Below are 25,784 nucleotides of genomic sequence, written 5' to 3'. Positions count from 1 at the left end.
GCCTATGGCCGCGACCTCGGCCTGCCGACCTTCGCGGCCGGCCTGGCCACCACGCTCGTCGTGCTGCTCCTGCGCCGGGGCCGCGGCGCCGTGGAGGTCGTGAAGGACGTGTCCTGGAGCGTGCTGCCCCTGGTGGCCGGCCTGTTCGTGCTGGTCGAGGCCTTGGAGAAGACCGGCGTGATGGCGATGATCGCCGGGATCCTGCAGCGCGCCGCCGCGGCTGCGCCGGCCGAGACCGCCTGGGGCGCCGCCGCGCTGATCGCGGTGGCCTGCAACCTCGTCAACAACCTGCCGGCCGGCCTGATCGCCGGGGCGGCGGTGCAGACGGCGCACGTGCCCGAGACCGTCGCGGGCGCGGTGCTGATCGGCGTCGATCTCGGGCCCAACCTCTCGGTTACGGGATCGCTCGCCACCATCCTGTGGCTCACCGCGATCCGGCGCGAGGGCCAGGACGTGAGCGTCTGGGGCTTCCTCAAGCTCGGTGCCCTGGTGATGCCGCCGGCCCTCGGGCTCGCGCTCGCCGGCCTCCTCCTCGTCTGAAAGGCTCGCCCGTGACCGTCGCCGCTCTCCTCACGCCCTTCATCCTGCTGGCCGGTGCGCTTCAGGCCCTCGGCAACGCGATGAACGCGCAGCTGCGCGGCCGGATGGTCAATCCCTGGCTCGCCGCCACCGTCTCGTTCCTGCCGATCGTCTTCGTGTTCGTGACGCTGTTCCTGGTGATGCCGACGCCGCTGCCGACCCTCGACGGCCTCGGGCGCATGCCGTGGTACGCCCCCCTCGGGGGCTTGGCCGGCGCGGTCGCGGTCTTCGGGGGGCTGGCCTTCATCGACAAGGTCGGGGCCGGGCCGTTCAACGGCCTGACGCTGACCGCCAACATCGTCACCTCGCTCGCCATGGACGCCCTCGGGCTGTTCGGGCTCCAGGCCGCCGGCTTCAAGCCGCTGCCCTGGCTCGGCGGCCTGCTGATGGCGGTCGGCGTGGTGTTCATCGCCCGCACGGGCGGCAAGACCGACGGCGGCAAGACCGATGAAGGGAAGGCCGGTGGCGGGCACAGCGGCGGCGGCGTCGGCGGCAAGCTGCTCTACCCGTTCATCCTCGGGGCGGGCGCCCTGATGGCGGTCGGCGTGGTCTGGAACGCGCAGCTGCGCGGCGCCTTGGTCAATCCGTGGCTCGCCGCCACCGTCTCGTTCCTGCCCGTCGTGTTCGCCTTCGCGCTGATCTTCCTGCTCCGGCCGTCGCCGTTGCCGAGCCGGGCGGACCTCGCGGGCCTGCGCTGGTGGATGCCGCTCGCCGGCCTCACCGGGGCGGTCGCGGTGTTCGCCGGCCTCCTGTTCGTCGACAAGATCGGGGCCGGCGCCCTCAACGGCCTGCTCATCACCGCCAACCTGCTCACCTCGGTGGCGCTCGACCATTTCGGCTGGCTCGGCCTGCGCCGGGTTGCGGCCGGGCCGCCCCGTCTCCTCGGCGCCGCCCTGATGGTCGGCGGGATCGTGCTGATCTCCTGGTTCTGACGGGCCGGTCCCGCTCCGGGGCGGAGGCGCCGCGGGAGCCCGGCCGCCCTTACGGGGCGCCGGGCGCTCCGCCGCGCCGTCCTCAGTAGCTGTAGCTCCGGCGCGGGCCGTAGCCGGCGTCGCGGGAGCGCACCCGGGAGCCGTAATCGATGTCGCGCTGGGCCCGCCGCTTGGCCAGCGCCCGGCCGGCGAGGCAGCCCGCCACGGCGCCCACCACCCCGCGCTCCGCCAGGTAGTGCCCGGCGATGCCGCCGATGATCGCGCCCTTGATGCAGCCCTTGGCCTCCGCCGCGCCGATTCCCATCAGCGTCACGATTGCCACCACCGACGCCTTCGCCACGATCCTCATGCTGCTCCTCCGGAGTGATGCCGAGATAAACAGCCAGGCTCGGGGGCCGTTCCCGGGCCGGGGACGCGAGGCGGCTTGACCCGGCGGGCGTCAACGATTCTTTACCCGGTGCTGTTAGGGCAGCGGCATCGACCTGCCGAGGTGACATGTCAGGATCAGGCAGCCGAGGGCCAGGCTCCGACACGCGCCCCGAGGGCGCGGGCCCGGATCTGTGCCCGACGATCCGGCGCGACCAGCTCGAATCCCTGCGCCGCAGCGTCCAGCAGGCGATACCGGTCAACGCGCTCCTCGGCGCGATCGGCGCCCTGGTCGCCTTCCAGGCCGGTCAAGGGCGCGCCGGGCTCGCCTGGTTCGCGGTCTCCTCGGTCGTCAACCTCACCCGCATCGGCCTGTGCCGCGCGCCCTGCCCCGGCCTGGCGCTTCCCGAGGTGGCGCCCCCCGAGCAGGCGCGGGCCGCCGCCCGCTCCGTCGACCGGCACCTGCGCCTCGCCACCCTGGCGGCCTTCCTGTCGGGGGTGGTCTGGGCCCTGGTGGCGCTCCTGTGCGAGGGCTACACCTCGCCCCAGACCCTGTTCTACCTCGTCGTCCTGTGCGGCATCACCGCCGGCGCCGTCACCCACGGCATGGCATACGCGGCGATTCCCGCGAGCTTCATCGCCCCGCCGCTCCTGACCGTGGCGGGCTGCCTGATCTGGGCCGGCGGGTTCGATCGCGCCTGCCTCGCCGTCACGGTGCTCCTCTACCTCGCGGCGCTCCTGCGCAGCGCCGTCGAGACCGAGCGGGGCTTTCGCCGCACCAGCCGCCTGAAGAACGAGGCCACCGCCCTGGCGCAGGCACGCCAGGAGGCCCATGCCGGCGCCAGCGCGCTCGCCGACGAGATGCGCCGCCGCGCCACCCATGACGGCCTCACCGGGCTCATGAACCGGGCCGGCTTCGCTCAGGCTGCGGAGCAGCGCCTCCTCGCCCCGGGGCCGGCGCCCTGCCTGATGCTGCTCGACCTCGACGGCTTCAAGTCGGTCAACGACGTCTACGGCCACTCCACCGGCGACCGGGTCCTGGTCGAGGTGGCGCGGCGCCTGCGCCGGAGCCTGCCGCCGGAGGCGCTGGCGGCCCGGTTCGGCGGCGACGAGTTCGCGGTCCTGTACGATCCCTGCGCCGCCCCGCCGCTGGCCGGGTCGCAGCCCGCGGGATCGCAGCCTGCCGACCTGGCGGCGGCGCTGATCCGGGCGGTGGTCGAGCCGTTCGAGACCTTCGATGCCGGCCGCCTCGGCGTCAGCGTCGGCCTCTGCCACGCCCACGGCCCGAGCCTGACCCAGATGCTGAGCTGCGCCGACGAGGCGCTCTACGCCGCCAAGGCCGCCGGGCGGAACCGCTTCCGTGTCTTCGACGAGGGCCTGCGCGGCCGCCTCGAGATGCGTCGCGACAGCGAGCGCGACCTCTCCCACGCCCTGGCCGAGCGCGGCCTCGAGGTCTGGTTCCAGCCGATCTTCGCCGAGGGCGGCGGCCGCGTCGCCGGCCTGGAGGCGCTGGTGCGCTGGCGCCACCCGGTCCACGGCTGGGTCCCGCCGGGGGAGATCGTCGCCGCCGCCGCCCGGGCCGGCCTGACCGAATCGCTGCTGCGCTTCATCCTCGAGCAGGTCTGCGCCGCGATGCAGGCCCTGCGGGCGGCCGGCATCCCCGACATCCGGGTGGCGATGAACGTCTCGCCGCGGGAGATGGCGCAGATCCCGGTGGACGAGATCGTGCTGGACCGCCTGCGGGCGCTCGGCCTGCCCCCGTGCCTCCTCGAGATCGAGATCACCGAGGAGACCGCCCTCGACATCGAGGCGGTGCAGGGCAAGCTCCTCGCCCTCTCCCGCGCCGGGATCGGGGTCGCCCTGGACGATTTCGGCATCGGCTACTCGTCGCTGGCCTCCCTGCGGCAGCTGCGGGCCGGCCGGGTCAAGATCGACCGCAGCCTCGTCACCGGCCTGTCGACCTCCGACGACAAGCGCGGGCTGGTGCAGGCCGTGCTCGGCCTCGGCCGGGCGCTGGGCCTTGAGGTCGTGGCCGAGGGGGTGGAGACCGCCGAAGACCTCGCCACGCTCCGGGCCCTCGGCTGCCCGTTCCTGCAGGGCTACCATCTCGGCCGGCCCGTGCCGGCCGACGAGGCGCTCCGCCGCGTGCTCGCCTGCCGGCCGGACGCGGCCTGAATCGTTCGAAGCACCTGCGCGCGGCGATCCGTCGGGCTAATCTCGGCGATCCCGCACCCGACTCAACCGAACCGCCCGCGAAAGGCCGACCATGTTCCCCACGCCTCACGCCGCGCTCACCCCCAACACCTTCGCGTTCGAGGCCCTGCCGCTCGTCGCACCGACCGGCTTTCGCGAGTACGACGCCCGCTGGCTGTTTCCGAAGGACCTCAACCTGATGGGCGTCCAGGCGCTGGGCCTCGGCCTCGGCACCCTGGTCCACGAGCTCGGCGTGCGCCCCGACATCGTCACCGGCCACGATTTCCGCGCCTACTCGGCCTCGATCAAGCTCGCGCTGATCGCCGGGATGCAGGCCGCGGGCCTGCGGGTGAAGGATATCGGCCTCTGCCTGTCGCCGATGGCCTATTTCGGCCAGTTCGCCCTCGACTGCCCCTGCGTCGCGATGGTCACCGCCTCGCACAACGACAACGGCTGGACCGGCGTGAAGATGGGCGCCGAGCGCCCGATGACCTTCGGCCCCGCCGAGATGGGTCGCCTCAAGGAGATCGTGCTGTCCGGGGCGTTCCGGTACCGCGACGGGGGCGCCTACCAGTTCGTGCCGGACTTCGCCCAGGTCTACCTCGATGATCTGGTCTCCCGCGCCAAGCCCCTCACCCGCCGCCTCAAGGTGGTGGCCGCGTGCGGCAACGGCACGGCGGGTGCCTTCGCCCCGGCGCTGCTCGAGCGCCTCGGCTGCGAGGTGGTGCCCCTCGACGTCGAGGCCGACGCCACCTTCCCGCGCTACAACCCCAACCCCGAGGACATGGCGATGCTGCACGCCATCGCCGACACCGTGACGGCGACCGGCGCCGACGTGGGCCTCGGCTTCGACGGCGACGGCGACCGCTGCGGCGTCGTCGACGAGCAGGGCCACGAGATCTTCGCCGACAAGGTCGGGGTGATGCTCGCCCGCGACCTCTCGCTCCAGCACCCGAATGCCCGCTTCGTCGTCGACGTGAAGTCGACGGGTCTCTTCGCCTCCGACCCGGAGCTGAAGGCGCGCGGCGTCGAGACCGATTACTGGAAGACCGGCCACTCCTACATCAAGCGGCGCGTGAACGAGCTGCAGGCGCTGGCCGGGTTCGAGAAGTCGGGCCACTTCTTCTTCAACGCGCCGGTCGGGCGCGGCTACGACGATGGCCTCCTGACCGCGATCGCGGTGCTGGAGATGCTCGACCGCAACCCCGGCAAGATCCTGTCGCAGCTCTACGCGGCCCTGCCCACCACCTTCGGCTCGCCGACGATGTCGCCGCACTGCGCCGACGAGGAGAAGTACGGCGTCGTCGAGCGGGTGACCGCGCGCTTCCAGGACATGCACGCGCGCGGCGAGGCGTTGGGCGGCGCCGCGATCACCGACCTCGTCACGGTCAACGGCGTGCGGGTGTCGACCGCGGACGGCACCTGGGGGCTGGTGCGGGCCTCCTCGAACAAGCCGGAGCTGGTGGTGGTGGTCGAGAGCCCGGTGTCGCGGGCGCGGCTCGAGGAGATGTTCCGGGCGGTCGACGCGGTGCTGCGGGAGAACCCCCAGGTCGGCGCCTACAACCAGACGATCTGAGCTGCCGCCCGACGCGATCGCCGGGACCTGACACCCTCCATCGTCGTGCCCGGGCTCCATTGCGCGGTCCCGGGATGTCGAGGAGGGTGCCGGATTCGTCGAACGAGACCCGCGCGCAGGACGCTTCCCCGCCGCAGCCGTTCGGCCTAGGTCTCTGCCAGGTCGCGCGCCCGCCGAACGGGCGCCGGATCCCGGGAGGAGACCTGACATGCAGCCGATTCTCGACGCTTACGACGCCCGCGCCATCCTGCCGGAGGACGGCTGCGCCGGCGCCCTCGTGGGCCGCGTCTGGCGGCCGGAGCTGAACGGCCCGAGCACCGTCGCGGTGCGGCCGGGCGCCGACGGCGCCCCGGAACTCGTCGACATCAGCCGCGCCTTCCCGACCATCCGCGACCTGTGCGAGACGCCCGATCCGGCCGCCGCCCTGCGCGCGGCCGAGGGCGAGCCGGTCGGTCCGCTCGACGCGGTGCTGGCCAACACGCCGCCCGAGACCCGCGACCCGTCGCGGCCCTGGCTCCTCGCCCCGATCGACCTCCAGGCGGTCAAGGCCGCCGGCGTCACCTTCGCGGTCTCGATGCTGGAGCGGGTGATCGAGGAGCGGGCCCGGGGCAACCCGGACGCCGCGGCGGCGATCCGCCTCGAGGTCGGCCGCCTCGTCGGCGACGACCTGCGCCGGCTCAAGCCCGGCTCGGCCGAGGCGATGGCGCTGAAGGCGGTGCTGGTGGCGCAAGGCGCCTGGAGCCAGTACCTCGAGGTCGGCATCGGCCCGGACGCCGAGATCTTCACCAAGGCGCAGCCCCTCTCCTCGGTCGGCTGCGGCCAGGATGCGGGCCTGCATCCGGGCTCGCAGTGGAACAATCCGGAGCCCGAGGTGGCCCTCGTCGTCGCCTCGGACCAGCGCATCGTCGGGGCGACCCTCGGCAACGACGTCAACCTGCGCGACTTCGAGGGCCGCTCGGCGCTGCTCCTCGGCAAGGCCAAGGACAACGCCGCCTCCTGCGCCCTGGGGCCGTTCCTGCGCCTGTTCGATGACGGCTTCTCCCTCGACCATGTCCGGCGCACCGTCGTCGGCCTCGAGGTGATGGGCGAGGACGGGTTCCGGCTGGCCGGCACCTCGCCGCTCTCCGAGATCAGCCGCGACCCGGCCGACCTCGTCGCCGCCATGATGGGCGGGAACCACCAGTACCCGGACGGCGCGGTGCTCTTCCTCGGCACGATGTTCGCGCCGGTCGAGGACCGGGGCGCGCCGGGCCAGGGCTTCACCCACAAGGTCGGCGATCGGGTGGTCATCCGCAGCCCGGCCCTCGGGGCGCTGGTCAACCGCATGCGCCACTGCCAGGATTGCGAGCCCTGGACCTTCGGGGCCGCCGCCCTGATGCGCAACCTCGCCGCCCGCGGGCTGCTCGGGGGCTGAAAACCCCGCGCCGGGCCTTGAGCCGTGACAATCCTGTCACGGAAACCGTGGACCCCTCGTCCGGACAAGCGTGACCGGTTGCCAGCAATATAGCCATTGCTATACCTGGCCACCGTTACGGCACGGGGGAGTGGCGATGCGGCGGATGGGCGGAGCGGGATTCGGGGCGGCGCTGGGCCTCTGCGCCGGCATCGCGGGGGCCGCCGCCGCCGACCTGCGGACGCCCACCGCACCGTCACTCCCCACAGCCGCTCCGGCGCCCGCCTACGTCGACTGGTCCGGCCCCTATCTTGGCATAGAGGGCAGTGCCGGGGCCTCGTTTGGCAATTACAGCTTCGGGCCGAGCACCGTCGGCGGCCGGCCGATCCCCGTCTTCCAGAGCGGCGACTCGACCCGGCGCTCGGATGCCGGCCGCGAGGCCACCACCGCGGTCGGCGGCCTGTTCGGCGGCTACAACTGGCAGTATGGCCCGTACCTCTACGGAATCGAGGCCGACCTCTACGGCGCCAACCTGAAGCGGCCGGTGCCCTCGACGGCCGTCGGCTTCGGCTACGAGACCGTGGACCCGCCCTTCAGCGTGATCCGCGACAAGACCAATCTCTACGGCGCGGTTCGGGGCCGCCTCGGCTACTCGTTCGAGAACTACCTCGTCTACGCCACCTTCGGGCTCGCCGGCGCCGGCGCCCGGGTGCTCGCCACCTATCCCGATCTCGCCACGGGGGCGGTCGCGACCGCCCGCAAGGATCTCTCGTTCCTCGGCTTCACCCTCGGGGCCGGCGTCCAGTACGCCATCACCCCCAACCTCGCGCTCGGCCTCGACTACCGCTACGTCGATCTCGGACGCTCCGGCCGCTTCGACCTCGGCAGCGTGCCGGGCCTCGGCCCGGTCTCGACCCAGGCCGCCTTCTCGTCGCACCAGATGATGGCGCGCCTGTCCTGGTACCCGGGCGGCCTGACCCTGCCGGCGGAGGTCGCCGACGACGCGCCGGGCAGCCGCGACACCGGCCGCTTCTCCCTCCACGGCCAGACCACCTTCGTGAACCAGGGCGTGCCGGGCTTCCGCTCGCCCTATCGCGGCGAGAACAGCCTGGTGCCGCACCAGGCCCAGGCCACCACCACCGCGACGCTCTTCCTCGGCTTCAAGCTCACCGACAGCACGGAACTCTACTACAACCCGGAATTCTCGCAGGGCTTCGGCCTGTCGCGCACCCTCGGGGTCGCCGGCTTCGTCAACGGCGAGGCCCAGAAGGCCGGCGCGCCGTTCCCGAAGCTGCGCTCGAACCGCTACTTCATCCGCCAGACCTTCGGCCTCGGCGGGCCGACCGAGGACGTGCCCGACGGCGTCAACCAGGTCGCGATGACCCGCGACATCGAGCGGATCACGGTGGTGGCCGGCAAGTTCGCCCTCGGCGACTTCTTCGACGGCAACGTCTACGCCCACGACCCCCGCGTCGACTTCATGAACTGGTCGCTCTGGGCGTCCTCGGCCTGGGACTTCCCGGCCAACCTCCCCGGCTTCACGCAAGGCGTGATGGTGGAGTACAACCGGCAGGAATTCGCCGTCCGGGCCGCCTACACCCAGGTGCCGAAGCAGCCCTCCAACGACGTCCTCGACCCCCGGATCTTCGACCGGGCCGGCGCCAACATCGAGTTCGAGGGGCGCCACGTCCTCCCGGGGCTGAACCAGCCGGGCAAGCTGCGCCTCGGCCTGTTCAGCAACGTCGGCAATTCCGCCAATTACCGCCAGGTGATCGGTCTGGCGCAGAGCGGCGCCTTCGACGACATCAACGACGCCGCCGCGGCGACGCGCCGGCCCCGGCGCAAGACCGGAGCCTACATCAACCTGGAGCAGGCCCTGACCCCGGATCTCGGCCTGTTCGCCCGGGCCAGCGTCTCCGACGGCCGCAACGAGAGCCTCTCCTTCACCGACATCGACCGTAGCGTCTCCGGCGGCTTCTCCCTCAAGGGCACCGCCTGGGAGCGGCCGGGCGACACGGTCGGCGTCGGCGCCGCGGTCAACGGCCTGTCGCCCGCGCACCGGGCCTACTTCGCCAATGGGGGCCTCGGCCTGCTGATCGGCGACGGGCGCCTCAACTACGCGCCCGAGCGCGCCTTCGAGGCCTACTACGCGCTGAGCCTCACCAAGGCGGTGACGGTCTCGTTCGACTACCAGCTGGTGGTCAACCCGGCCTACAACCGCGACCGGGGCCCGGCGAACTTCTTCGGCACGCGCATCCACGCCGATTTCTGAGCGGAACCGCAGGGCGCCCTGCTGCCCAGGCCCTCGTCCTCGCATCGTCGCCGGCACCGGTCGCCCGGGGTGATGCCGCTTCCGGATGATGTTCCCGCAAGGGACGGCGACGGATCCCCCGTTCGCCTCGGAGCGGGTCGTGCAAAGAGCGTAATGCGCCAGCAGGAAAGACCGGGCCGCGCGTGCAGGGCAAGTTAACAAAAAAGGCTGTAGTGTATGCTGCTCCGGCAACGCTTATCATCACGCAATAAGCGCCCAGATGGCGCCATTCGGCAAGAAGTAAATATGAGACAAATTTCCGCTGAATGAGCGGACGAATAAATCCTATTGCAGGAAAAAATTCATATGGGGCTGTCGTCCGAGGGCATTCGCCATGCGATCAGGCGTGCGCAATCGACAGGATGCATTCGGATACCGTCCAGACATCGACGGTCTGCGCGCCTTCGCCGTGCTGGCGGTGGTGCTTTATCATGCGGGGATTCCGTGGATGCCGGGAGGCTTCGTCGGGGTCGACGTCTTCTTCGTGATCTCCGGCTACGTCATCACCCGCGGGTTGCTGCGGGAGGCGGCGGGCGGCGGCATCACGGTCGCGGGCTTCTATGCCCGGCGCGTCCGGCGCATTCTGCCGGCCCTCCTCGCGACCCTGGTCGTCACCTCGCTCGCGGCGTGGTGGCTCCTGCTGCCACCGCAGCTCGAGGATTACGCCCGCAGCGCCACGGCCGCCTCCCTGTCGGTGTCGAACCTGTATTTCTGGCGCTCCTCGGGCTACTTCGACGCCGCGGCGCTCTACCGCCCGCTCCTGCACACCTGGTCGCTCTCGGTCGAGGAGCAGTTCTACCTCGTCCTGCCGGTGTCGCTGCTCGTGATCCTGCGGCTGCGTCTGCGGCCGCTCTGGCTGCCCTTCGCGGCGGCCGCGGCGCTTTCGTTCGGGCTCAGCCTCTATGCCGGCCGCTACGCGCCGACGGCGAACTTCTACCTGCTGCCGACCCGGGCCTGGGAGCTCCTCGTCGGCACCCTCCTGGCGATGGCGCCCCGTCCCGCGCGCGGCACCGCGCCTGTGGTCGCCGAGGCCGCGGGCCTCGCCGGGCTCGCGGCGATCCTCGCGCCGGCCCTGCTCTACGGCGAGACGACGCCCTTCCCCGGGGCCGGCGCGCTGCCCCCTTGCCTCGGCGCCGCCCTGCTCATTCGCCTGGGGGAGGCGCCGGGCCGCCGGGCCGCGGCCACCTGCCTGCTCGCGGCCGCGCCCCTCGTCGCCGTGGGGCTGATCTCCTACTCGGCCTACCTCGTGCACTGGCCGCTGATCGTGCTCAGCCGGATCGCGCTGATGCGCCCGTTCACCGCGCCCGAGATCGCCGCCCTGGTCGCCGCGACGCTGCTCCTCGGCGCCCTCTCCTACCGCTTCGTCGAGCAGCCGTTCCGGCACCCGCCCGAGCGGTCGCCCCGGCCGTCGCGCGCGCCGGCACACCGGCCGGTCCTCGCCGCGGGGCTCGCCGCCAGCCTCGCGATGGCGGGCCTCGGATGGGCCGGGGCGGCGAGCGGCGGCTGGCCCTCACGCTTCCCCGACTTCCGGGTCCGGCCGGTGCCGGGCACCGAGACCTGGAACCACCGCACCTGCTTCCTGTTCGCCGACCAGACCTGGCAGGCCTGGGACCCGGCCGCCTGCACCCGGACCGCCGGCAAGGACGGCCTGGCCCTGCTCTGGGGCGACAGCTTCGCGGCCCACTACGTGCCCGGCCTGATCCGGCACGCCGACCGGCTGCCCGGCAACCTGGTCCAGTACACGGCGGCGGGGTGCCGGCCGACCCTCGGCGTCTCCTCTCACGTCGTGCCGCATTGCCGCGCCTTCAACGAGAACGCCCTCGCGCTGATCCGCCGGCACGGGATCCGGGACGTGGTGCTGGCGGCCCGCTGGGGGGCGCAGCGCGACCACGTCCTCCCCGACCTGCGCGAGACCGTCGCGCGGGTCGCCGCCCTCGGGGCCCGCGTCCACGTCATCGGGCAGTCGCCGGAATTCCCCCTCGATCCCGCCTTCCTGGCCTACCGGCAGCGCCACGACCCGCCCGAGACCGCCGGCCTCTGGCATCCGGCCATCGATCCGGGCCTGAACGACGGCCTCCGGGCGGCCGTCGCCGGATTGGCGACCTTCATCGACCCGCTGGCGCTCCTGTGCGGCCAGGCCGCCTGCGCCTACGCCCGGGGCGACACCTTCCTGTTCGCGGATACCGGCCATTTCTCCACGGCCGGCGCCGAGGCTGCGGTCGAGCGCTTCCTCGCCGGGGGCCTGTTCGGCCATGCCGTCCCGCAGCCCACCGCGATGGGGAGCGCGCCGTGACGGGCGGCGGTCCGCGGTGCCGGCGGGGCCCTCATCCGGGCGCACCCGGGCCGGTCCATCAGGTCTCGCGGCCGGCCGCCGCAGGCCCGCGGCCGCGAGGTCTGCTAGACCCGGCCCGGGAGGGCGTCCGTGGCCGCGATCGGTGCTGCCGGGCCCGACCGGACAACGAGCCCCGGCGCCCGCGCGGCATCGGGGCAGGATGGAGACCGCCCGATGACCGAGACCGACGCCCTCCGGCACCCCGAGATCCGCGAGGAGGTCGCCAAGCTCTGCGCCCGCTTCCCCGATGAGTACTGGCGCCGCCTCGACGCGGAGCGCGCCTACCCGACGGAGTTCGTCAACGCGCTCACCGAATCCGGCTACCTCTCGGTGCTGATCCCCGAGGAGTACGGCGGCTCCGGCCTGCCGCTCTCGGCGGCCGCCGCGATCCTCGAGGAGGTGCAGCGCTCGGGCTGCAACGGTGCGGCCTGCCACGCCCAGATGTACACGATGGGCACGGTGCTGCGGCACGGCACGCCGGCGCAGAAGGAGCGCTACCTGCCGGAGATCGCCGCCGGCCGCCTGCGGCTCCAGGCCTTCGGCGTCACCGAGCCGACGAGCGGCACCGACACCACGGCCCTGCGCACCACCGCCCGGCGCGAGGGCGACCGCTTCATCGTCAACGGCCAGAAGATCTGGACCAGCCGGGCCGAGCATTCCGACCTGATGCTGCTCCTCGCCCGCACCACGCCCCGCGACCAGGTGGCGAAGAAGACCGACGGCCTCTCGACCTTCATCGTCGACATGCGCAGCGTGCTCGGCCGCGGCCTGACCATCCGGCCGATCCGCACGATGATGAACCACAACTCGTGCGAGGTCTTCTTCGACAACATGGAGGTGCCGGCCGAGAACCTGGTCGGCGAGGAGGGCAAGGGCTTCCGCTACATCCTCTCGGGCATGAACGCCGAGCGGCTGCTGATCGCCGCCGAGTGCATCGGCGACGCCAAGTGGTTCATCGCCAAGGCCTCCGCTTACGCCCGCGAGCGCCAGGTGTTCGGCCGGCCGATCGGCCAGAACCAGGGGATCCAGTTCCCGATCGCCAAGGCCTACGCCAACATGCGGGCCGCCGAGCTGATGGTGCAGGAGGGCCTGCGCCTCTACGAGGCAGGGGCGAATCCAGGCGCGGAGGCCAACATGGCCAAGATGCTCGCCGCCGACGCCTCGTTCGAGGCGGCCAATGCCTGCATCCAGACCTTCGGCGGCTTCGGTTTCGCCGAGGAGTACGACGTCGAGCGCAAGTTCCGCGAGACCAAGCTGTACCAGGTGGCGCCGATCTCCACCAACCTGATCCTGTCCTACATCGCCGAGCACGTGCTCGGCATGCCGCGCTCGTATTGATGCCCTCCGCCGCCCCTGGCGCCGGGACGCCGATCCGGCCATAGGGGCGGCCATGACCACGGATCTCGTCCCGCTGCTGTTCCTGCCCGGGCTCCTCAACGACGCGGTGCTGTGGCGTGCCCCGATCGACGCGCTCGCCGACCGGGCCGCCGCCGCGGTGGCGGACCTGACCCTCGACGACAGCGTCGAGGCCATGGCGCGGCGCGCCCTCGCGGCGGCGCCGCCGCGCTTCGGGCTCGTCGCCCTGTCGATGGGCGGCTACGTCGCCTTCGAGATCCTGCGCCAGGCGCCCGAGCGCGTGACGCGCCTCGCCCTGTTCGACACCGGCGCGGCGCCGGAGAGCGACGAGCGCGCCGCCGCCCGGCGCCAGGGCATGGACCAGCTCAAGGTCGGCCGCTTCGCCGGCGTCACGACGCGCCTGCTGCCGAAGCTCGTCCACGCCTCGCACGTGCACGGGCCGGTCGGCGAGGCCGTGAAGGCGATGGCCGAGCGGGTCGGCGGCGCGGCCTTCCTGCGCCAGCAGCGGGCGATCCTCGACCGGCCCGACAGCCGCCCGACTCTTGGCCTGATCCGGGTGCCGACCCTGGTGGCGGTGGGCGCGGACGATCTGCTGACGCCGCCGGCGCTCGCCCGCGAGATCCACCAGGGCATCGCCGGCTCGCGCCTGCACGTCCTGCCGGAATGCGGCCACCTGCCGCCGCTCGAGCGGCCCGACGCGACGAGTGCGCTGCTGCGGGCGTGGCTGGAGGCCTGAGCCCGGGTCAGCGATTCCCCACCGCCGGCCCGCCCGCCGTGCCGCCGGTTCCGGGCGGTCCCGCGGTCGGGCTGCCGCCGATCCAGACGCCGGGCGTGGTGCCGGGCACGGAGGTGCCGCTCGGGTTGCCCGGCAGGTTGCGCGTCGGGCTCGCCGAGGGCGGAGGCGTCTCGGTGCCGGGGCCCGGCGCGCCGACGGCGTCGCTCGGCGGGGGCACCCGGGCGGTCTGGGCCTCGGCGGCGGCGGTGAGGCCGAGAGTGAGAGCGAGCGTGAGGGCGGTCCTGATCATCGGCCTGTCCATGCGGAAGCGGTCGCTTCCCAACACGCGGGCGGCACCCGGGTTCGCCGGCTCGACAGGATTGTCTCGGGGAAACCCGTGAGCGGCCCTCGCGCCGGTCTCCTCTGCTTCAGCGGGGCGCCCGAGGGTGAGAGCGGACCCAGCTGCGCCACTGAAGCAAGGCCAGAAGGATGGCGCCGATGATACCTTGCGGCAGGCCGTGTTCCAAGGATCGGCGAGGCGGTCACGCCGCCGGTTCCGGCATCGTCCCTCCGGCGACGTCCCGCATCAGCCCCGGCACCTCCGCCGGCAGCTCCCGCGCCAGGAACCCGATCGGGCCGCAGCTCTGGCCGAGCCGCCGCCCCGCCTCGCCGTGCAGGAACACGCCCCAGGCGGCCGCCTCGGCGGGCGGCGTGCCGCGGGCCAGCAGCCCGACGATGATGCCGGCGAGCACGTCGCCCGAGCCCGAGGTGGCGAGCCCCGCGCCGCCGCCGGCATAGTGCCAGACGTCGCCCGCCGGATCGACGATCCAGGTCTCCGCCCCCTTCATCACCACGACGGCGCCGAGCAGCTCGACGGCCCGGCGCGCCGCCCCGAGCGGGTCGGCCTCGACGGCGTCGCGCGTGCAGCCCAGGCAGCGCGCCATCTCGCCGGCATGCGGCGTGAGCACCACCCGGCCCGCCCGGGCCCGCACGGCCGGCGCGTGATCGCACAGGCCGTCGATGCTTGCCGCGTCGAGGACGAAGGGCGCCGTAGCCGGGCCGGTCAGCAGGGCGGCGGTCAGCGCCTTGGTCGGCTCGCCCGAGGCCATGCCGGCGCCGATCAGCACCGCGGCGGCCCGCTCGGTGCGCGGCAGCAGCACCTCGGCGGCGACCCGGTGATCGACGTGGCCGCCCTCGCCCTCGGGCAGGCGCACCACGAGCGCTTCCGGCACCGCGAGCGCGGCGTGCGGCGCCGTGCCGGCAGCGATCGACATCTGGAGCTTGCCGGCGCCGGCCCGGAGCGCCGCGGTGCCGGCCAGGATCGCGGCGCCCGGCACCTCGACCGAGCCGGCGATCACGAGGGCGCTGCCGCGGGCATCCTTGCTGCCGCCCGCCGGGTCCGGCAGGGGAAGGCCGCGCAGGGTCCCGGCGGTGATCCGCCTGATCGTTGCCTCTTGCGTCATCGGGGCGCTCCCGTGGCGTCGGGCTCGGCCGTCACCGGGGCGCCGGCCCGCGTCAGCGGCGCCACGAAGTTGTAGCGCTGCAGCACCAGCTTGCCGCTGCTGCCCCGGCTCGGGTCGAAGGCGTACTCGGTCACCGCGCAGTTGGCGACGTCGCCCTCCCGGTCGATGGCCAGGATCTCGTCCTCGGTCAGGCCCTCGATCAGGTAGCGCAGGCACAGGACCACGACCTGGTGCCCGACCACCAGCACGCGCCGGCCGCCGTAATGCAGCGAGACGGTGTCGAGGGCGCTGCGCAGCCGCAGGATCACGTCGCACCAGCTCTCGCCGCCCGGCGGCCGGTGGTAGAACTTGCCGAGCAGCCGCCGGAACTCGGCCTGGTCGGGATGGAGCTGGGTGATGCCGTCGCGGGTGAGCCGGTCGAGGACGCCGAACTCCTTCTCGCGCAGGCGCTCGTCGGCGACGTAGCCGAGCAGCGGGTCGGCGACGCCGCCGGCCTCGCGGATCAGCCGGGCCGTGGCCTCCGCCCGCCGGTAGGGGGAGGTCAGCACCACGTCGGGCCGCTCGGAGGCCGGCTTCTCCGAGAACCAGCGCCCCACCGCCGCGGCCTGGCGCTCGCCGAGCGGGCTCAGGGGCACGTCGACGTCGCGCTCCGCGATGTCGATGTGGGTGTGCCCGGCCGCATGGGCGGCGTCCCGGGCGACGTTGCCGGCGCTCTCGCCGTGCCGCACGATCCAGATCCGGTCCGGCCAGCGCTGCTGCATCGATTCCCCCCGGGACTATCCCAAGGTCCCGGGAGGTAGCGGAGGCGGGCCCGTCCGCAAGCGGCAGACCTTCGGTTCCGGCGCGGTCAGGACCCGCCCGCGACCGGGGCGTGTCCTCGGCGCGGCTCAGGCCGGGAGGCTCAAGGACTCGCCGGCGATCGCCAGGTCCGTTTCGCCGCACAGGCACTCCTCCTGCGGCAGGGGGTCGAGGCTGTAGCCCGCCCCGACCTCCGACGGGTTGCCCGACCACATCGCGGCCCGGTCGCCGAAGATGTTCGTGCCCTCGATCAGGCCGACATCGTCGCTCGGGGTGAGGGGCGGCGCCTCCGACAAGTCGTCGGTCGGTCCCGGGACCGGATCCGCCAGCGCGTCGCCGCCCTCCTGCCCCTCCGACGGGCCGAGGATCAGGGCCTGGTCGGCCTCCGGGTCCGGACCGTCGTCCGCGGCGTCGCAGCCGGACAGCAGCGGCTTCGGCTGCACGGTCAGCCCCGTCTCCGACGTCGATGCCGTGGGATCGCGCATGGTCGGCCGGAACATGCTGACGGGAGCTTCGACCGACACGGTGGCCGTGTCCTCGCCGGTGCTGGCCTCCGCGGTTACTTCCACAGTGGTGTCCTCGCCGGCCCCGGCGGCGTCCGTGGCATCATCGAGCGAAGCCGGTTCCGGATCGCTCTCCGACGTACCGCTTATGAGGGTGTTGTCCGACATAGTATCCTCCAGAATTGCAGGATTTATTTGATTTTTATCGATATTTGCATTTGTTTAACTGTAAGTCCCTATCATTTCTAAATTGTACAGGTGGGCAGGACGTGCCGCGGGCCCAAGCTTGACTGATGGTCGAGGTCGGCGCGGGGACGACCCGGGAGGATGCTTCCGGGGGAGAGTGCCCCTCTGCGGGCGGGCCCAGGTCATCATGCCGGCCGCGATGCAGATCGCCGGGGCGAGCCCGGCGATCGCGCCGCCCTGTTCGCCGAGGAGGGCCGGCTCTTGCGTGACGAACGGCTCCATCCCCGGCCACTTCCCGAGCCGGACCGCTCCGGCCCAGCTCCTTCTGGCCAAGCTCTTGCAAGCCGCGAGAATCGGCGGCCGGCCCGGTTCCGGTCCCGGCGGAAATCTGTGAGACTTGTCGGCATCCGGCGGGACAGCCGGAGGCCGGAGGGGGCAGGAACAACGGATGCAGGACGATCGACGGCCGATCGCCAACGACACGCGACTGGCGCCCGTTCGCCATGTCCTGACGGTCAACGGCCGGAGCGCGGCGGTGGAGGCCGCCCCCTCCACCCGCCTCCTCTACGTCCTGCGCAACGACCTCGGCCTGAACGGGCCGAAATACGGCTGCGGCCTCGGCCAGTGCGGCAGCTGCACGGTGCTGGTCGACGGACGGGCCCTGCGGTCCTGCGCGATCCCCCTGCGCGCCGCGGTCGGGCGCCGGATCGTGACCCTCGAGGGCCTCGCCGAGGGCGGGCGGCTGCACCCGGTGCAGGAGGCCTTCGTGGCCGAGAACGCGGCCCAGTGCGGCTACTGCCTCAACGGCATGATCATGACCACGGTGGCGCTGCTCGCCGCCAACCCCGACCCGAGCGAGGCCGAGATCCGCTCGGGTCTCCAGGCCAACCTGTGCCGCTGCGGCACCCATATCGAGATCCTGCGCGCGGTGCGCGCCGCCGCCGCGCGGATGCGCGCCCGCGGGGACGGCGGAGACGAGGCATGACCGCGCATCGCGCCGACCCCGCCGCGCAAGGCCGGCACTGGCAGGAGGCGGGCGACCTCCTCCTCGTCTACCGCGAGACCATGGGCCGGCCACCCCGCCTCGGCGACACGCCGGGGGCCGCCGCGGCGGCGGGGCCGCAGCGTGCGCTCTACCTCGCGGTCGGCGGCGACGGCCGGGTCACCGCCTTCAACGGCCACGTCGACCTCGGCACCGGCATCCGCACGGCGCTCGCCCAGATCGTCGCCGAGGAGCTCGACGTGCCGCTGGAGCGGGTCGCGATGGAGCTCGGCAGCACCGCGACCGCCCCCGACCAGGGCGGCACCATCGCGAGCGAGACGATCCAGATCGCGGCCGTTCCCCTGCGCCAGGCCGCCGCCACCGCTCGCCGCCACCTGGTCGAGGCCGCCTCGCGCCGGCTCAACCGCGGCACGGATGAGCTGACCGTCGCGGCCGGCGCCGTCCGGGTTGCGGCGGAGCCGGATCTCGCCGTCGCCTACGGCGACCTGGTGCGCGGCGCCCGCACCGAGCTGACCCTGGACCCCGCAGCGGCCCTGAAGGCGGTCGAGGACTACACGATCGTCGGCCGGCCGGTGCCGCGGGTCGACATCCCCGCCAAGGCGACCGGCGCCTGGACCTACGTCCACGACGTGCGGGTGCCCGGCATGGTGCACGGGCGGGTGGTCCGGCCGCCCTATCCCGGCGTCGACACCGCCCTCGGCGGCGCGCTGCTCGCGGTGGACGAGGCCTCGGTCGCCCATATCCCGGGCCTCGTCGCGGTGGTGGTCGAGGGCGATTTCGTCGGCGTCGTCGCCGAGCGCGAGGAGAACGCCGCCGAGGCCGCGCGCTGCCTCGGCCTGACCTGGCGGCCGTGGCAGGGCCTGCCCGACCTCAATCGGCCCGAGGCGGCCCTGCGCGACAATCCCGCGACCCCGCGCCGGCTCCTCGACCGCGGCGACGTCGACCGGGCGCTCGCCCATGCCGAGCCCCGGCTCGACCGCACCTACGTCTGGCCCTACCAGATGCACGGCTCGATCGGCCCGTCCTGCGCGGTGGCGGAGTTCCGCGACGGCGGCCTCGTGGTGTGGTCGGGCACCCAGAACCCGCACGTCCTGCAGAGCGACCTCGCGCTCCTCCTCGACATGCCGGAGGAGAGGATCGCGATCGAGCGGCACGAGGCGGCGGGCTGCTACGGCCGCAACTGCGCCGACGACGTCGCGGCCGACGCCGCGCTCCTCGCCCGGGCGGTCGGGCGGCCGGTGCGGGTGCAGCTCACCCGCGAGCAGGAGCACGCCTGGGAGCCGAAGGGCGCCGCCCAGGTGATGGACGTGCGCGGCGGCCTCGATGCCGAGGGCGGACCGGCGGCCTACGACTTCGAGACCCGCTACCCCTCGAACGGCGCCCCGACCCTGGCGCTGATCCTCACCGGCAAGGTCGCAGGCCAGCCCGCCGTCTACCCGATGGGCGACCGCACGGCGGTGCCGCCTTACGCCTTCGGCCACGCCCGGGTGACGGTGCACGACATGCCGCCGATCGCCCGCGCCTCCTGGCTGCGCGGCGTCTCGGCCCTGCCGAACACCTTCGCGCACGAATCCTACATCGACGAGCTCGCGACCGCGGCCGGCGTCGACCCGATCGAGTACCGCCTGCGCTACCTGCCCGATCCCCGCGCCGCCGACCTCGTCCGGGCGGTGGCCGAACGGGCGGCCTGGGTGCCGCATACCAGGCCCGGCACGCATGGGGGCTCCGGCGACCTCCTGTACGGGCGCGGCTTCGCCTACGCGGTCTACGTCCACGGGCCGTTCCCCGGGAAGGCGGCGGCCTGGGCCGCCTGGGTCGCGGACGTCGCGGTCAACCGGATCACCGGCGAGGTCGCGGTGACCCGGGTGGTGGTCGGGCAGGATTCCGGCCTGATGATCAACCCGGACGGGGTGCGCCACCAGATCCACGGCAACGTCATCCAGTCGACGAGCCGGGTGCTGAAGGAGTCGGTCGGCTTCGACGCCACCGGGGTGACGAGCCGGGAATGGGGCAGCTACCCGATCCTCGCCTTCCCGCAGGTGCCGGAGATCGACGTGCTGATGGTGCCGCGGCCGCAGGAGCCGCCGCTCGGGGCGGGCGAGTCGGCCTCGGTGCCGAGCGCCGCGGCGATCACCAACGCGCTGTTCGACGCCACCGGCATCCGCTTCCGGGAACTCCCCCTGACGGCCGAGGCCGTGCGCGCCGCCCTCAACCCGCCGCGGATCGCCGGGCCCGAGGCGCCGCGCCGCCGCGGCTTCCTCGCCGGGCTGTTCGGCGCCGGCGCCGGGGCGCTGGCGCTCGTCACCACCCTCCTGCCCTGGCGCCCGGCCTATCCGTCGATCGAGCGGCCGGACCCCGCCGCCTACTCGGCCGCCACCATCGCGCAGGGGCGCCTCGTCGCGGCGGCCGGCGCCTGCCTCGTCTGCCACGTCGGGCCGGACGGTGCGTCCTTCGCGGGCGGGCGCGGCCTGGAGACGCCGTTCGGCACCGTCTACGCCTCGAACATCACGCCGGATGCGCAGGCCGGCATCGGCGCCTGGTCCTATCCCGCCTTCGCCCGGGCGATGCGCGAGGGCATCTCGCGTGACGGGCACCACCTCTACCCGGCCCACCCCTACACCAGCTTCGTCAACGTCGCCGAGCGCGACCTGCAGGCGCTCTACGCCTACCTGATGGCGCAGGCCCCGCTGGCGGGGGCGGTACCCGAAACGAGGCTGCGCTTCCCCTTCAGCCTGCGGCCGCTGATGGCGAACTGGAACGCCCTGTTCCACCGCCCCGCCGCGATCGGCGATCCGGATCGCGGCCCGGACTGGAACCGGGGCGCCTACCTGGTCGAGGGCCTGGGCCATTGCGGCGCCTGCCACAGCCCGCGCAACGCGCTCGGGGCCGAGCGCCGGGGAGCGGCCCGGCTCGCGGGCGGCTTCGCCGACGGCTGGGAGGCGCCGGCCCTGACCGGCCCGTCCCGCGCGCCCCTGCCCTGGAGCGAGGACGACTTCTACGCCTACCTGCGCACCGGGCGCTCGCACCGGCACGGCAGCGCCGCCGGCCCGATGGCGGACGTGGTCGCCTCCTTGGGGCCCCTGCCCGATTCCGACATCCGCGCCATGGCGGTCTACCTCGCGAGCCTCGCGGGCGACGCGACGGCGCCACGGCCCGCGGCCGCCGCGGCGGCCGCGCCGCCGCCCGGGGCCGCGACCCTGTTCCAGGGCGCCTGCGCCTCCTGCCACGAGGGCGGGGCCGGCGGCGAGCTGGTGCCGCTGGGCCTCGTCACCGCGGTCCACAGCGCCCACCCGGACAACCTGATCCAGGCCGTCCTCAACGGCATCCCGGCGGCGGCCGAGCGCTTCCCCGCTCCCTATCCGTCGGCGCCCCCCGCCGCGATGCCGGCCTTCCGCGACAGCCTCACCGACCGCCAAGTCGCCGACATCGTCGCCTATACCCGCGCCCGCTACGCCCCCGATGCCCCGGCCTGGCCGGGGCTGGAGGCGGCGGTGGCGAGGGTTCGGGGCCTCAAGCCGCATGCGGGGTGGTAGAGGGCATCCCGGCTGCTTCCGCGACGCGAACGCGACGGGGCGCAGCGACCGCGTCACCCCCGGGCTCGGCGAATGCGGACGGCTCTCCGCCTCGTCCTCACCGACCTGAGCCTCTGGCCCAGCCTCCGGCGGTCCGGGTTCCGCTGCGCGGCCCCGGGATGTCGGGGCAGGCAGGAATGCGCCACTCGACCGCCCCCACCCTCACCACCGATAGATCAGGCTCCCCAGGACCTGCCGCGGCTGGCCGCGGTAGCAGGCGCCGGCCTGGCAGTTGAAGTAGTTGCGGTCCAGCAGGTTCGAGACGTTGACCTGGAGCCGCATCCCCTTCAGCCGCGGGTCCACGCGTTCGAAGTCGTAGGCCGCTACCGCGTCGAACAGGGTCACGGTGGAGTTGCGGTAGCTGTCGATCATGTCGTTGGCCGGGCTGGTGCCGGCGTAGCGCACGCCGCCGCCGAAGCTGAGGCCGCTCAAGGCGGATTCGGTCGGGAAGGCGTAGGTGGCGAACAGCCGGAATGTGTTGCCGGGGATGCCCGACAGCGCGAGGCCGACGGCCCCCGGGCTGCCCGGGTTCTTCGTGGTGCGGATGTCGACGTGGCTGTAGGCGGCGGTCACGTTGATGCCGGGACCCAGATTGGCCGTCACCTCGAGCTCGGCGCCGTGCGAGTTCACCTCGCCGACCGCCGCCGTGAACAGGATCGGGTTGACCGGGTCGGGCACCAGGACGTTGGTCTGGGTGATGTCGAACACCGCCATGTTGAGGAAGACGCTGGTGCCCGGCACGTTGAACTTCACGCCGCCTTCGAGCTGGTCGCCCTTCGTCGGCTGGAAGGCGTTGCCGAGCCGGTCGAGGCCGAGCTGGGGCGCGAAGGTGGTGGCGTAGCTGACATAGGGGACGAGGTCGTCGGTGAGCAGGTAGTTGAGGCCGACGCGGCCGCTGAACGCCCGGTCCGAGCTCGCCGCCCGGCTCGTCGGGTCGCCCACCGTCTCGTTCACCGTCGCGACGCTGTCGTGCCGGCCGGTGAGCGTCAGGATGAAGCGGCCGAGCTTGGCCTGATCCTGCACGTAGGTGCCGAGCTGCGACTGGGTGATCCGCGAGGCGGCCCCGAGGGCCGGCACCGGGATGAACTGCGCGCCGTAGTTCGGCCGCACCAGGCCGCCGATCTGCAGGTCCGGCGCGGCGCCGAAGCCCATGCGCTGGCTGTAGGTGGCGTAGGTGTAGTCGATGCCGGCGACGAGGTCGTGCTGCACCGGTCCGGTGGCGCCGCGAATCTCGAGCTGGTTGTCGACCGAGAACGTGTCGAGGGCGTTGCGGATGTGGCCGGTGCTGCGCGACGCGCGGGCGAGGTCGTCGCTCAGCGAGTCGATCTGCGTGTACCGCAGATCCGCGTCGACGTGGTAGTAGCGGAAGTTCTGGCGGAACACGATGTCGGGCGTGAACTTGTGCTCGAAGGCGTAGCCGATCCGGTACTGCTCGGTGTTGAAGTTCTGGAACGCCGGGTCGCCGGAGAAGATGCGCGTCTTCTGGAAGCGTGGATCGGCGTAGTTCGAGTAGAACGAGGTGTTTCCCGGCACCGTGTTGTTCAGGTACTCGGTGAGGAGCGTGAAGCTGGTATCGGCCGAGGGCCGCCAGGTCAGGGCCGGGGCGATGTACGCCCGGTCGTCGATGCTGCCGGGCAGGAAGGTGCTGCTCTGCCGCACCAGCCCGGTCACCCGGTAGAGGAGCTGGCCGTCGCTGCCCTCCACCGGGCCGCCGAGGTCGAAGTTGCCCTGGTAGCGGTCGTAGTTGCCCCGCTGCAGCCAGACCTCGCCGAACGGGACCGCGGTCGGGCGCTTCGAGGTCAGGTCGACGATGCCGCCGGGCGAGCCGAGGCCGTAGAGCCCGCCCGCCGGCCCGCGCAGGATGGTGATGGCGTCGAGGCCGTAGGGCTCGACCCGCGGGATGGCGAAGGGCGAGGAGGGCTGGCGCAGCCCGTCGCGGTAGATGCCGATATTCGTGACGTTGAAGCCGCGGATGTAGAAGGCGTCGAAGCGCGGATCGTAGCCGAACACGTTCGAGGCGACGCCCGGCGTGTAGTTGATCGCCTCGTTGAGCGTCTGGACGTTGCGGTCGTTGAGCTGCTCGCGGGTGACGACCGAGACCGATTGCGGCGTTTCGATCAGCGGCGTGTTGGTCTTGGTGGCGGTGGGCGACACCCGGGCGGTGTAGCCCTGCACCCCGCTCGGTCCTCCGCCGCCGCCGCTGGTGGCCGAGGCATCGGCCGGCGCGCCGATGCCCCGCGGTGCCGGTGCCGGGGCCGCCGCGACCGAGATCTCGTTGAGCTGGATCGTCTCCTGCGCCAGGGCCGGCGCGCCGGCGAGTCCCGTCGCCAGGCCGGACAGGAGCAGCGACCGCGCGGCGGGCCGGCGCGGCGAACGGGAGGGGGACCGGGATTTCTTGCTCATGCCTGACGCAACACGGGTGGGAGGGATGCGCACGATGGATGCGGCCACCTTACGTGCGGTCGGTCGAGGTGATAAGTATCCAGTCTGTTTCGTTTAGATCATCTCAAAACTAGACCTCGCTTCGGACGCCGATGCGGCACGAATACAACATGCTGGAAGAATTCCAGCTTAGTTTGGAATGATGCAAAACTGCGAACTGTTCTTTGAAAGGTGTCGCATCTTGGCGTAGGAGGGCGGCCGGCGGGTCGCGGCGGCGCCCGGCCGGAGACGCATCGAGGAGAACCCCCATGGCCGACGGATCCACCTTCGCGCAGGCCTTCACGATCCTGTTCCGCGAGGGGCTGGAGGCGCTCCTCGTCATTGCGGCGCTGGCGGCGTTCCTGCGCCGGGCCGGGGCGGCGGACCGGATCGCCCCGGTCTATGCCGGCGCCGGCGTCGCGGTCGTGGCGAGCCTCGGCATGGCCTGGGTGTTCGAGGTCTTCTTCGACGGCAACCACAACGACCTGATCGAGGCCGGCGTCATCCTGCTCGCCGCGGTCCTGATGTTCACGATGAGCGGCTGGCTGTTCCTGCGCCAGGATCCGGCGGCCTGGAAGGCCGAGCTCAACCGCATGGCCGAGCGGGCGATGGGGGCCGGCACGGTGCTGTCCCTCGCCGGCATTGCCTTCCTGGCGGTTTTTCGCGAGGGCGCCGAGACGGTTCTGTTCCTGCACGCCCTGGCGCGGACCGCCGGCGGCTTCGACGCGTCGCTGCTCGGCGGGCTGGCGGCGGCGGCGCTGCTCCTCGCCGTGGTGTTCGTGGCGATGCAGTGGCTGGCGCTGCGTCTGCCCCTGCGCCCGGTCTTCCTGCTCACCTCGGCCTTCCTGTTCGTGATGGGCCTGCGCATGGTCGGCGCGGCGATCCAGGAGCTGCAGGAGCAGGTGATCGTGCCGGTGCACAACGACGGCGTGCCGGAGCTCGTCACCGAGCTCGGCTTCAACGGCAGCTGGGAGGCCCTGGCGGTGCAGGGCGTGATCATCCTCTGCGCCCTCGCCTGGCTCGTCGTGCAGCGGACCCGGCCTGTCGAGGCGAAGGCTTCGGGCCAAGCGCCGCAGGCCACGAACAAAGCGCCGCAGGCCACGAGCAAGGCGCCGCAGGCCACGAGCAAGGCGCCGCAGGCCTCGAGCAAGGCGCCGCAGGCCCCAGGGGTTTCGGTGCGCTGAGCGCCGTCGGGCCCGCGCCGGCGCGGCTGGCGCTGCGGATGGATCGGAGAAACGCGAGAGGGCCCGGGACGCACGTCCCGGGCCCTCTCGCGTTGTCGTGGTGCCACTGCCTCGCCGGCCGGTGCCCCGGGGCTGCGCTCTTCAGCGTGCGCCCTTCTCTCAGCGTGCGCCCTTGCCGTCTCCGTCGCGCATGGCGCCCGTCGGCTCCTGCACGTGGGCCTCGAGGAACCACAGCTGCTTGTCGACCGCACGGGAGACCTCGGTGAACAGGTCGGCGGTGTCGGGGTCGCCGGCCTCGTCGGTCTGGTCGATGTTCTCGCGCACCGCGTTGGCGTAGGCCGCGTAGCGGTCGATCAGGGCCGAGAGGTGGTCGGCGATGGCGTAGACGTCGGTCGGGTACGGGGTGAGCTTCGAGGACGAGGCCACCACGCTGGCGGTGCCGAGGGCGGTGCCGCCGAGCTGCACGGCACGCTCCGCGACCTTGTCGTTGAGGTCGTCGAGCTCGGTGCGGAAGCCGTCGAGCATCTCGTGGATGCCGATGAACTGCGGGCCCTTCAGGTTCCAGTGCGCCTGCTTGACGTTGAGCGCCAGGTCGATGCCGTCGGCGAGGCGGGCATTCAGGGTCTCGATCGAGACGCGCTTGGCGTTCGAGTCGGTGTTGTTGCGGGTGCGGTGCTGGCGCAACTGGCCGGTCTTGCCCGAGGAATCGGTCATGTCGGTCACTCCGTGAATTTCCCGCAACAACGGGGCCGCGCGGCGGCCGTTCCGGGGCTGAGGAGGGGTTTTGCCGCCCGTCCCGGCCGCGTGGCCGGGGCGGTTGGACGGATCCGGGTCCCGGCTCCGTCCGATGAGAAGGGAGCTAGGGCGGAGTACCGGGCCGGACAGCGTGCCGGCCGCAGGC

19 protein-coding genes are annotated in these 25,784 nt (G+C 72.8%); 12 read left to right on the top strand and 7 right to left on the bottom strand.

The window, feature by feature from the left end:
• Both VQ02_RS12395 and VQ02_RS12390 read left to right on the top strand, forming a co-directional pair.
• The coding region (locus VQ02_RS12395; RefSeq protein WP_048444503.1) for an ArsB/NhaD family transporter at positions 1 to 540 on the top strand (540 nt) is incomplete at its 5' end.
• 11 nt (positions 541 to 551) lie between these two features.
• Positions 552 to 1,511 (top strand): DMT family transporter, encoded by a 960-nt coding sequence (locus VQ02_RS12390; protein WP_048444502.1) that lies wholly within the window; start codon positions 552 to 554, stop codon positions 1,509 to 1,511.
• An 82-nt stretch (positions 1,512 to 1,593) separates the two neighbouring features.
• On the opposite strand, the gene VQ02_RS12385 is transcribed toward VQ02_RS12390, so the two are convergent.
• Positions 1,594 to 1,860, bottom strand: coding sequence for a hypothetical protein (locus tag VQ02_RS12385; RefSeq protein WP_048444501.1), 267 nt, complete (start codon positions 1,858 to 1,860; stop codon positions 1,594 to 1,596).
• 146 nt (positions 1,861 to 2,006) lie between these two features.
• Here VQ02_RS12385 and VQ02_RS12380 point away from each other — a divergent pair, with 146 nt between their 5' ends.
• The 7 genes from VQ02_RS12380 to VQ02_RS12350 all read left to right on the top strand — a co-directional run bounded on the left by VQ02_RS12380 (position 2,007) and on the right by VQ02_RS12350 (position 13,774).
• On the top strand, positions 2,007 to 4,052 hold the full coding sequence (locus tag VQ02_RS12380) for a putative bifunctional diguanylate cyclase/phosphodiesterase (protein WP_083469182.1): 2,046 nt from the start codon (positions 2,007 to 2,009) through the stop codon (positions 4,050 to 4,052).
• Between the two features lie 91 nt (positions 4,053 to 4,143).
• The gene (locus VQ02_RS12375) at positions 4,144 to 5,646 is read left to right on the top strand and encodes a phosphomannomutase/phosphoglucomutase (RefSeq protein WP_048444500.1); all 1,503 of its coding nucleotides are present in this window, start codon (positions 4,144 to 4,146) and stop codon (positions 5,644 to 5,646) included.
• 208 nt (positions 5,647 to 5,854) lie between these two features.
• Positions 5,855 to 7,060: a fumarylacetoacetate hydrolase family protein gene (locus tag VQ02_RS12370; protein ID WP_048444499.1), complete on the top strand. Its 1,206-nt coding sequence runs from the start codon at positions 5,855 to 5,857 to the stop codon at positions 7,058 to 7,060.
• Positions 7,061 to 7,205: 145 nt separating this feature from the next.
• Positions 7,206 to 9,311 carry a carbohydrate porin gene (locus tag VQ02_RS12365; RefSeq protein ID WP_157080602.1) on the top strand — a complete coding sequence of 702 codons (2,106 nt, stop codon included), beginning with the start codon at positions 7,206 to 7,208 and terminating at the stop codon, positions 9,309 to 9,311.
• Positions 9,312 to 9,684: 373 nt separating this feature from the next.
• Complete coding sequence (locus VQ02_RS12360) at positions 9,685 to 11,643, top strand: acyltransferase family protein (RefSeq protein ID WP_048444498.1); 1,959 nt, start codon at positions 9,685 to 9,687, stop codon at positions 11,641 to 11,643.
• 213 nt (positions 11,644 to 11,856) lie between these two features.
• On the top strand, positions 11,857 to 13,020 hold the full coding sequence (locus VQ02_RS12355) for an acyl-CoA dehydrogenase family protein (protein WP_048444497.1): 1,164 nt from the start codon (positions 11,857 to 11,859) through the stop codon (positions 13,018 to 13,020).
• 52 nt (positions 13,021 to 13,072) lie between these two features.
• Positions 13,073 to 13,774, top strand: coding sequence for an alpha/beta fold hydrolase (locus tag VQ02_RS12350; protein ID WP_048444496.1), 702 nt, complete (start codon positions 13,073 to 13,075; stop codon positions 13,772 to 13,774).
• 7 nt (positions 13,775 to 13,781) lie between these two features.
• On the opposite strand, the gene VQ02_RS12345 is transcribed toward VQ02_RS12350, so the two are convergent.
• The 4 genes from VQ02_RS12345 to VQ02_RS12330 all read right to left on the bottom strand — a co-directional run bounded on the left by VQ02_RS12345 (position 13,782) and on the right by VQ02_RS12330 (position 16,583).
• Positions 13,782 to 14,063: a hypothetical protein gene (locus VQ02_RS12345; protein ID WP_048444506.1), complete on the bottom strand. Its 282-nt coding sequence runs from the start codon at positions 14,061 to 14,063 to the stop codon at positions 13,782 to 13,784.
• Between the two features lie 232 nt (positions 14,064 to 14,295).
• Positions 14,296 to 15,216 (bottom strand): NAD(P)H-hydrate dehydratase, encoded by a 921-nt coding sequence (locus tag VQ02_RS12340; protein ID WP_048444495.1) that lies wholly within the window; start codon positions 15,214 to 15,216, stop codon positions 14,296 to 14,298.
• On the bottom strand, positions 15,213 to 15,977 hold the full coding sequence (locus VQ02_RS12335) for a histidine phosphatase family protein (protein WP_048444494.1): 765 nt from the start codon (positions 15,975 to 15,977) through the stop codon (positions 15,213 to 15,215). The genes VQ02_RS12340 and VQ02_RS12335 overlap by 4 nt, the downstream gene beginning before the upstream one ends.
• A 126-nt stretch (positions 15,978 to 16,103) precedes the next feature.
• On the bottom strand, positions 16,104 to 16,583 hold the full coding sequence (locus VQ02_RS12330) for a hypothetical protein (protein ID WP_157080601.1): 480 nt from the start codon (positions 16,581 to 16,583) through the stop codon (positions 16,104 to 16,106).
• Between the two features lie 568 nt (positions 16,584 to 17,151).
• Here VQ02_RS12330 and VQ02_RS12325 point away from each other — a divergent pair.
• Both VQ02_RS12325 and VQ02_RS12320 read left to right on the top strand, forming a co-directional pair.
• Positions 17,152 to 17,688, top strand: coding sequence for a (2Fe-2S)-binding protein (locus VQ02_RS12325; protein ID WP_048444492.1), 537 nt, complete (start codon positions 17,152 to 17,154; stop codon positions 17,686 to 17,688).
• On the top strand, positions 17,685 to 21,239 hold the full coding sequence (locus VQ02_RS12320) for a molybdopterin cofactor-binding domain-containing protein (RefSeq protein WP_048444491.1): 3,555 nt from the start codon (positions 17,685 to 17,687) through the stop codon (positions 21,237 to 21,239). Before VQ02_RS12325 ends, VQ02_RS12320 begins: the two co-directional genes overlap by 4 nt.
• A 201-nt stretch (positions 21,240 to 21,440) precedes the next feature.
• Here the strand turns inward: VQ02_RS12320 and VQ02_RS12315 are convergent, their stop codons facing one another.
• Complete coding sequence (locus tag VQ02_RS12315; protein WP_048444490.1) at positions 21,441 to 23,681, bottom strand: TonB-dependent siderophore receptor; 2,241 nt, start codon at positions 23,679 to 23,681, stop codon at positions 21,441 to 21,443.
• Between the two features lie 287 nt (positions 23,682 to 23,968).
• Between VQ02_RS12315 and VQ02_RS12310 the strand changes: the two genes are divergently transcribed.
• Complete coding sequence (locus tag VQ02_RS12310; RefSeq protein WP_083469180.1) at positions 23,969 to 24,883, top strand: FTR1 family iron permease; 915 nt, start codon at positions 23,969 to 23,971, stop codon at positions 24,881 to 24,883.
• 159 nt (positions 24,884 to 25,042) lie between these two features.
• Here VQ02_RS12310 and dps read toward each other — a convergent pair whose 3' ends face one another.
• Positions 25,043 to 25,597: a DNA starvation/stationary phase protection protein Dps gene (dps, locus tag VQ02_RS12305; RefSeq protein ID WP_048444504.1), complete on the bottom strand. Its 555-nt coding sequence runs from the start codon at positions 25,595 to 25,597 to the stop codon at positions 25,043 to 25,045.
• Between the last annotated feature and the right edge of the window lie 187 nt (positions 25,598 to 25,784).

This window comes from Methylobacterium variabile, from assembly GCF_001043975.1.
Classification (GTDB): domain Bacteria; phylum Pseudomonadota; class Alphaproteobacteria; order Rhizobiales; family Beijerinckiaceae; genus Methylobacterium; species Methylobacterium variabile.
Note: the sequence above shows the minus strand (reverse complement) of the source record. Positions and strands in the feature narration are given on the sequence as shown.

Excerpts from the sequence above, each read along its gene's own strand:
- VQ02_RS12385 (WP_048444501.1), bottom strand. The coding sequence starts at position 1,860 with ATGAGGATCGTGGCGAAGGCGTCGGTGGTGGCAATCGTGACGCTGATG.
- VQ02_RS12380 (WP_083469182.1), top strand. The coding sequence starts at position 2,007 with ATGTCAGGATCAGGCAGCCGAGGGCCAGGCTCCGACACGCGCCCCGAG.
- VQ02_RS12375 (WP_048444500.1), top strand. The coding sequence starts at position 4,144 with ATGTTCCCCACGCCTCACGCCGCGCTCACCCCCAACACCTTCGCGTTC.
- VQ02_RS12370 (WP_048444499.1), top strand. The coding sequence starts at position 5,855 with ATGCAGCCGATTCTCGACGCTTACGACGCCCGCGCCATCCTGCCGGAG.
- VQ02_RS12365 (WP_157080602.1), top strand. The coding sequence starts at position 7,206 with ATGGGCGGAGCGGGATTCGGGGCGGCGCTGGGCCTCTGCGCCGGCATC.
- VQ02_RS12360 (WP_048444498.1), top strand. The coding sequence starts at position 9,685 with ATGCGATCAGGCGTGCGCAATCGACAGGATGCATTCGGATACCGTCCA.
- VQ02_RS12355 (WP_048444497.1), top strand. The coding sequence starts at position 11,857 with ATGACCGAGACCGACGCCCTCCGGCACCCCGAGATCCGCGAGGAGGTC.
- VQ02_RS12350 (WP_048444496.1), top strand. The coding sequence starts at position 13,073 with ATGACCACGGATCTCGTCCCGCTGCTGTTCCTGCCCGGGCTCCTCAAC.
- VQ02_RS12345 (WP_048444506.1), bottom strand. The coding sequence starts at position 14,063 with ATGATCAGGACCGCCCTCACGCTCGCTCTCACTCTCGGCCTCACCGCC.
- VQ02_RS12340 (WP_048444495.1), bottom strand. The coding sequence starts at position 15,216 with ATGACGCAAGAGGCAACGATCAGGCGGATCACCGCCGGGACCCTGCGC.
- VQ02_RS12335 (WP_048444494.1), bottom strand. The coding sequence starts at position 15,977 with ATGCAGCAGCGCTGGCCGGACCGGATCTGGATCGTGCGGCACGGCGAG.
- VQ02_RS12325 (WP_048444492.1), top strand. The coding sequence starts at position 17,152 with ATGCAGGACGATCGACGGCCGATCGCCAACGACACGCGACTGGCGCCC.
- VQ02_RS12320 (WP_048444491.1), top strand. The coding sequence starts at position 17,685 with ATGACCGCGCATCGCGCCGACCCCGCCGCGCAAGGCCGGCACTGGCAG.
- VQ02_RS12315 (WP_048444490.1), bottom strand. The coding sequence starts at position 23,681 with ATGAGCAAGAAATCCCGGTCCCCCTCCCGTTCGCCGCGCCGGCCCGCC.
- VQ02_RS12310 (WP_083469180.1), top strand. The coding sequence starts at position 23,969 with ATGGCCGACGGATCCACCTTCGCGCAGGCCTTCACGATCCTGTTCCGC.
- dps (WP_048444504.1), bottom strand. The coding sequence starts at position 25,597 with ATGACCGATTCCTCGGGCAAGACCGGCCAGTTGCGCCAGCACCGCACC.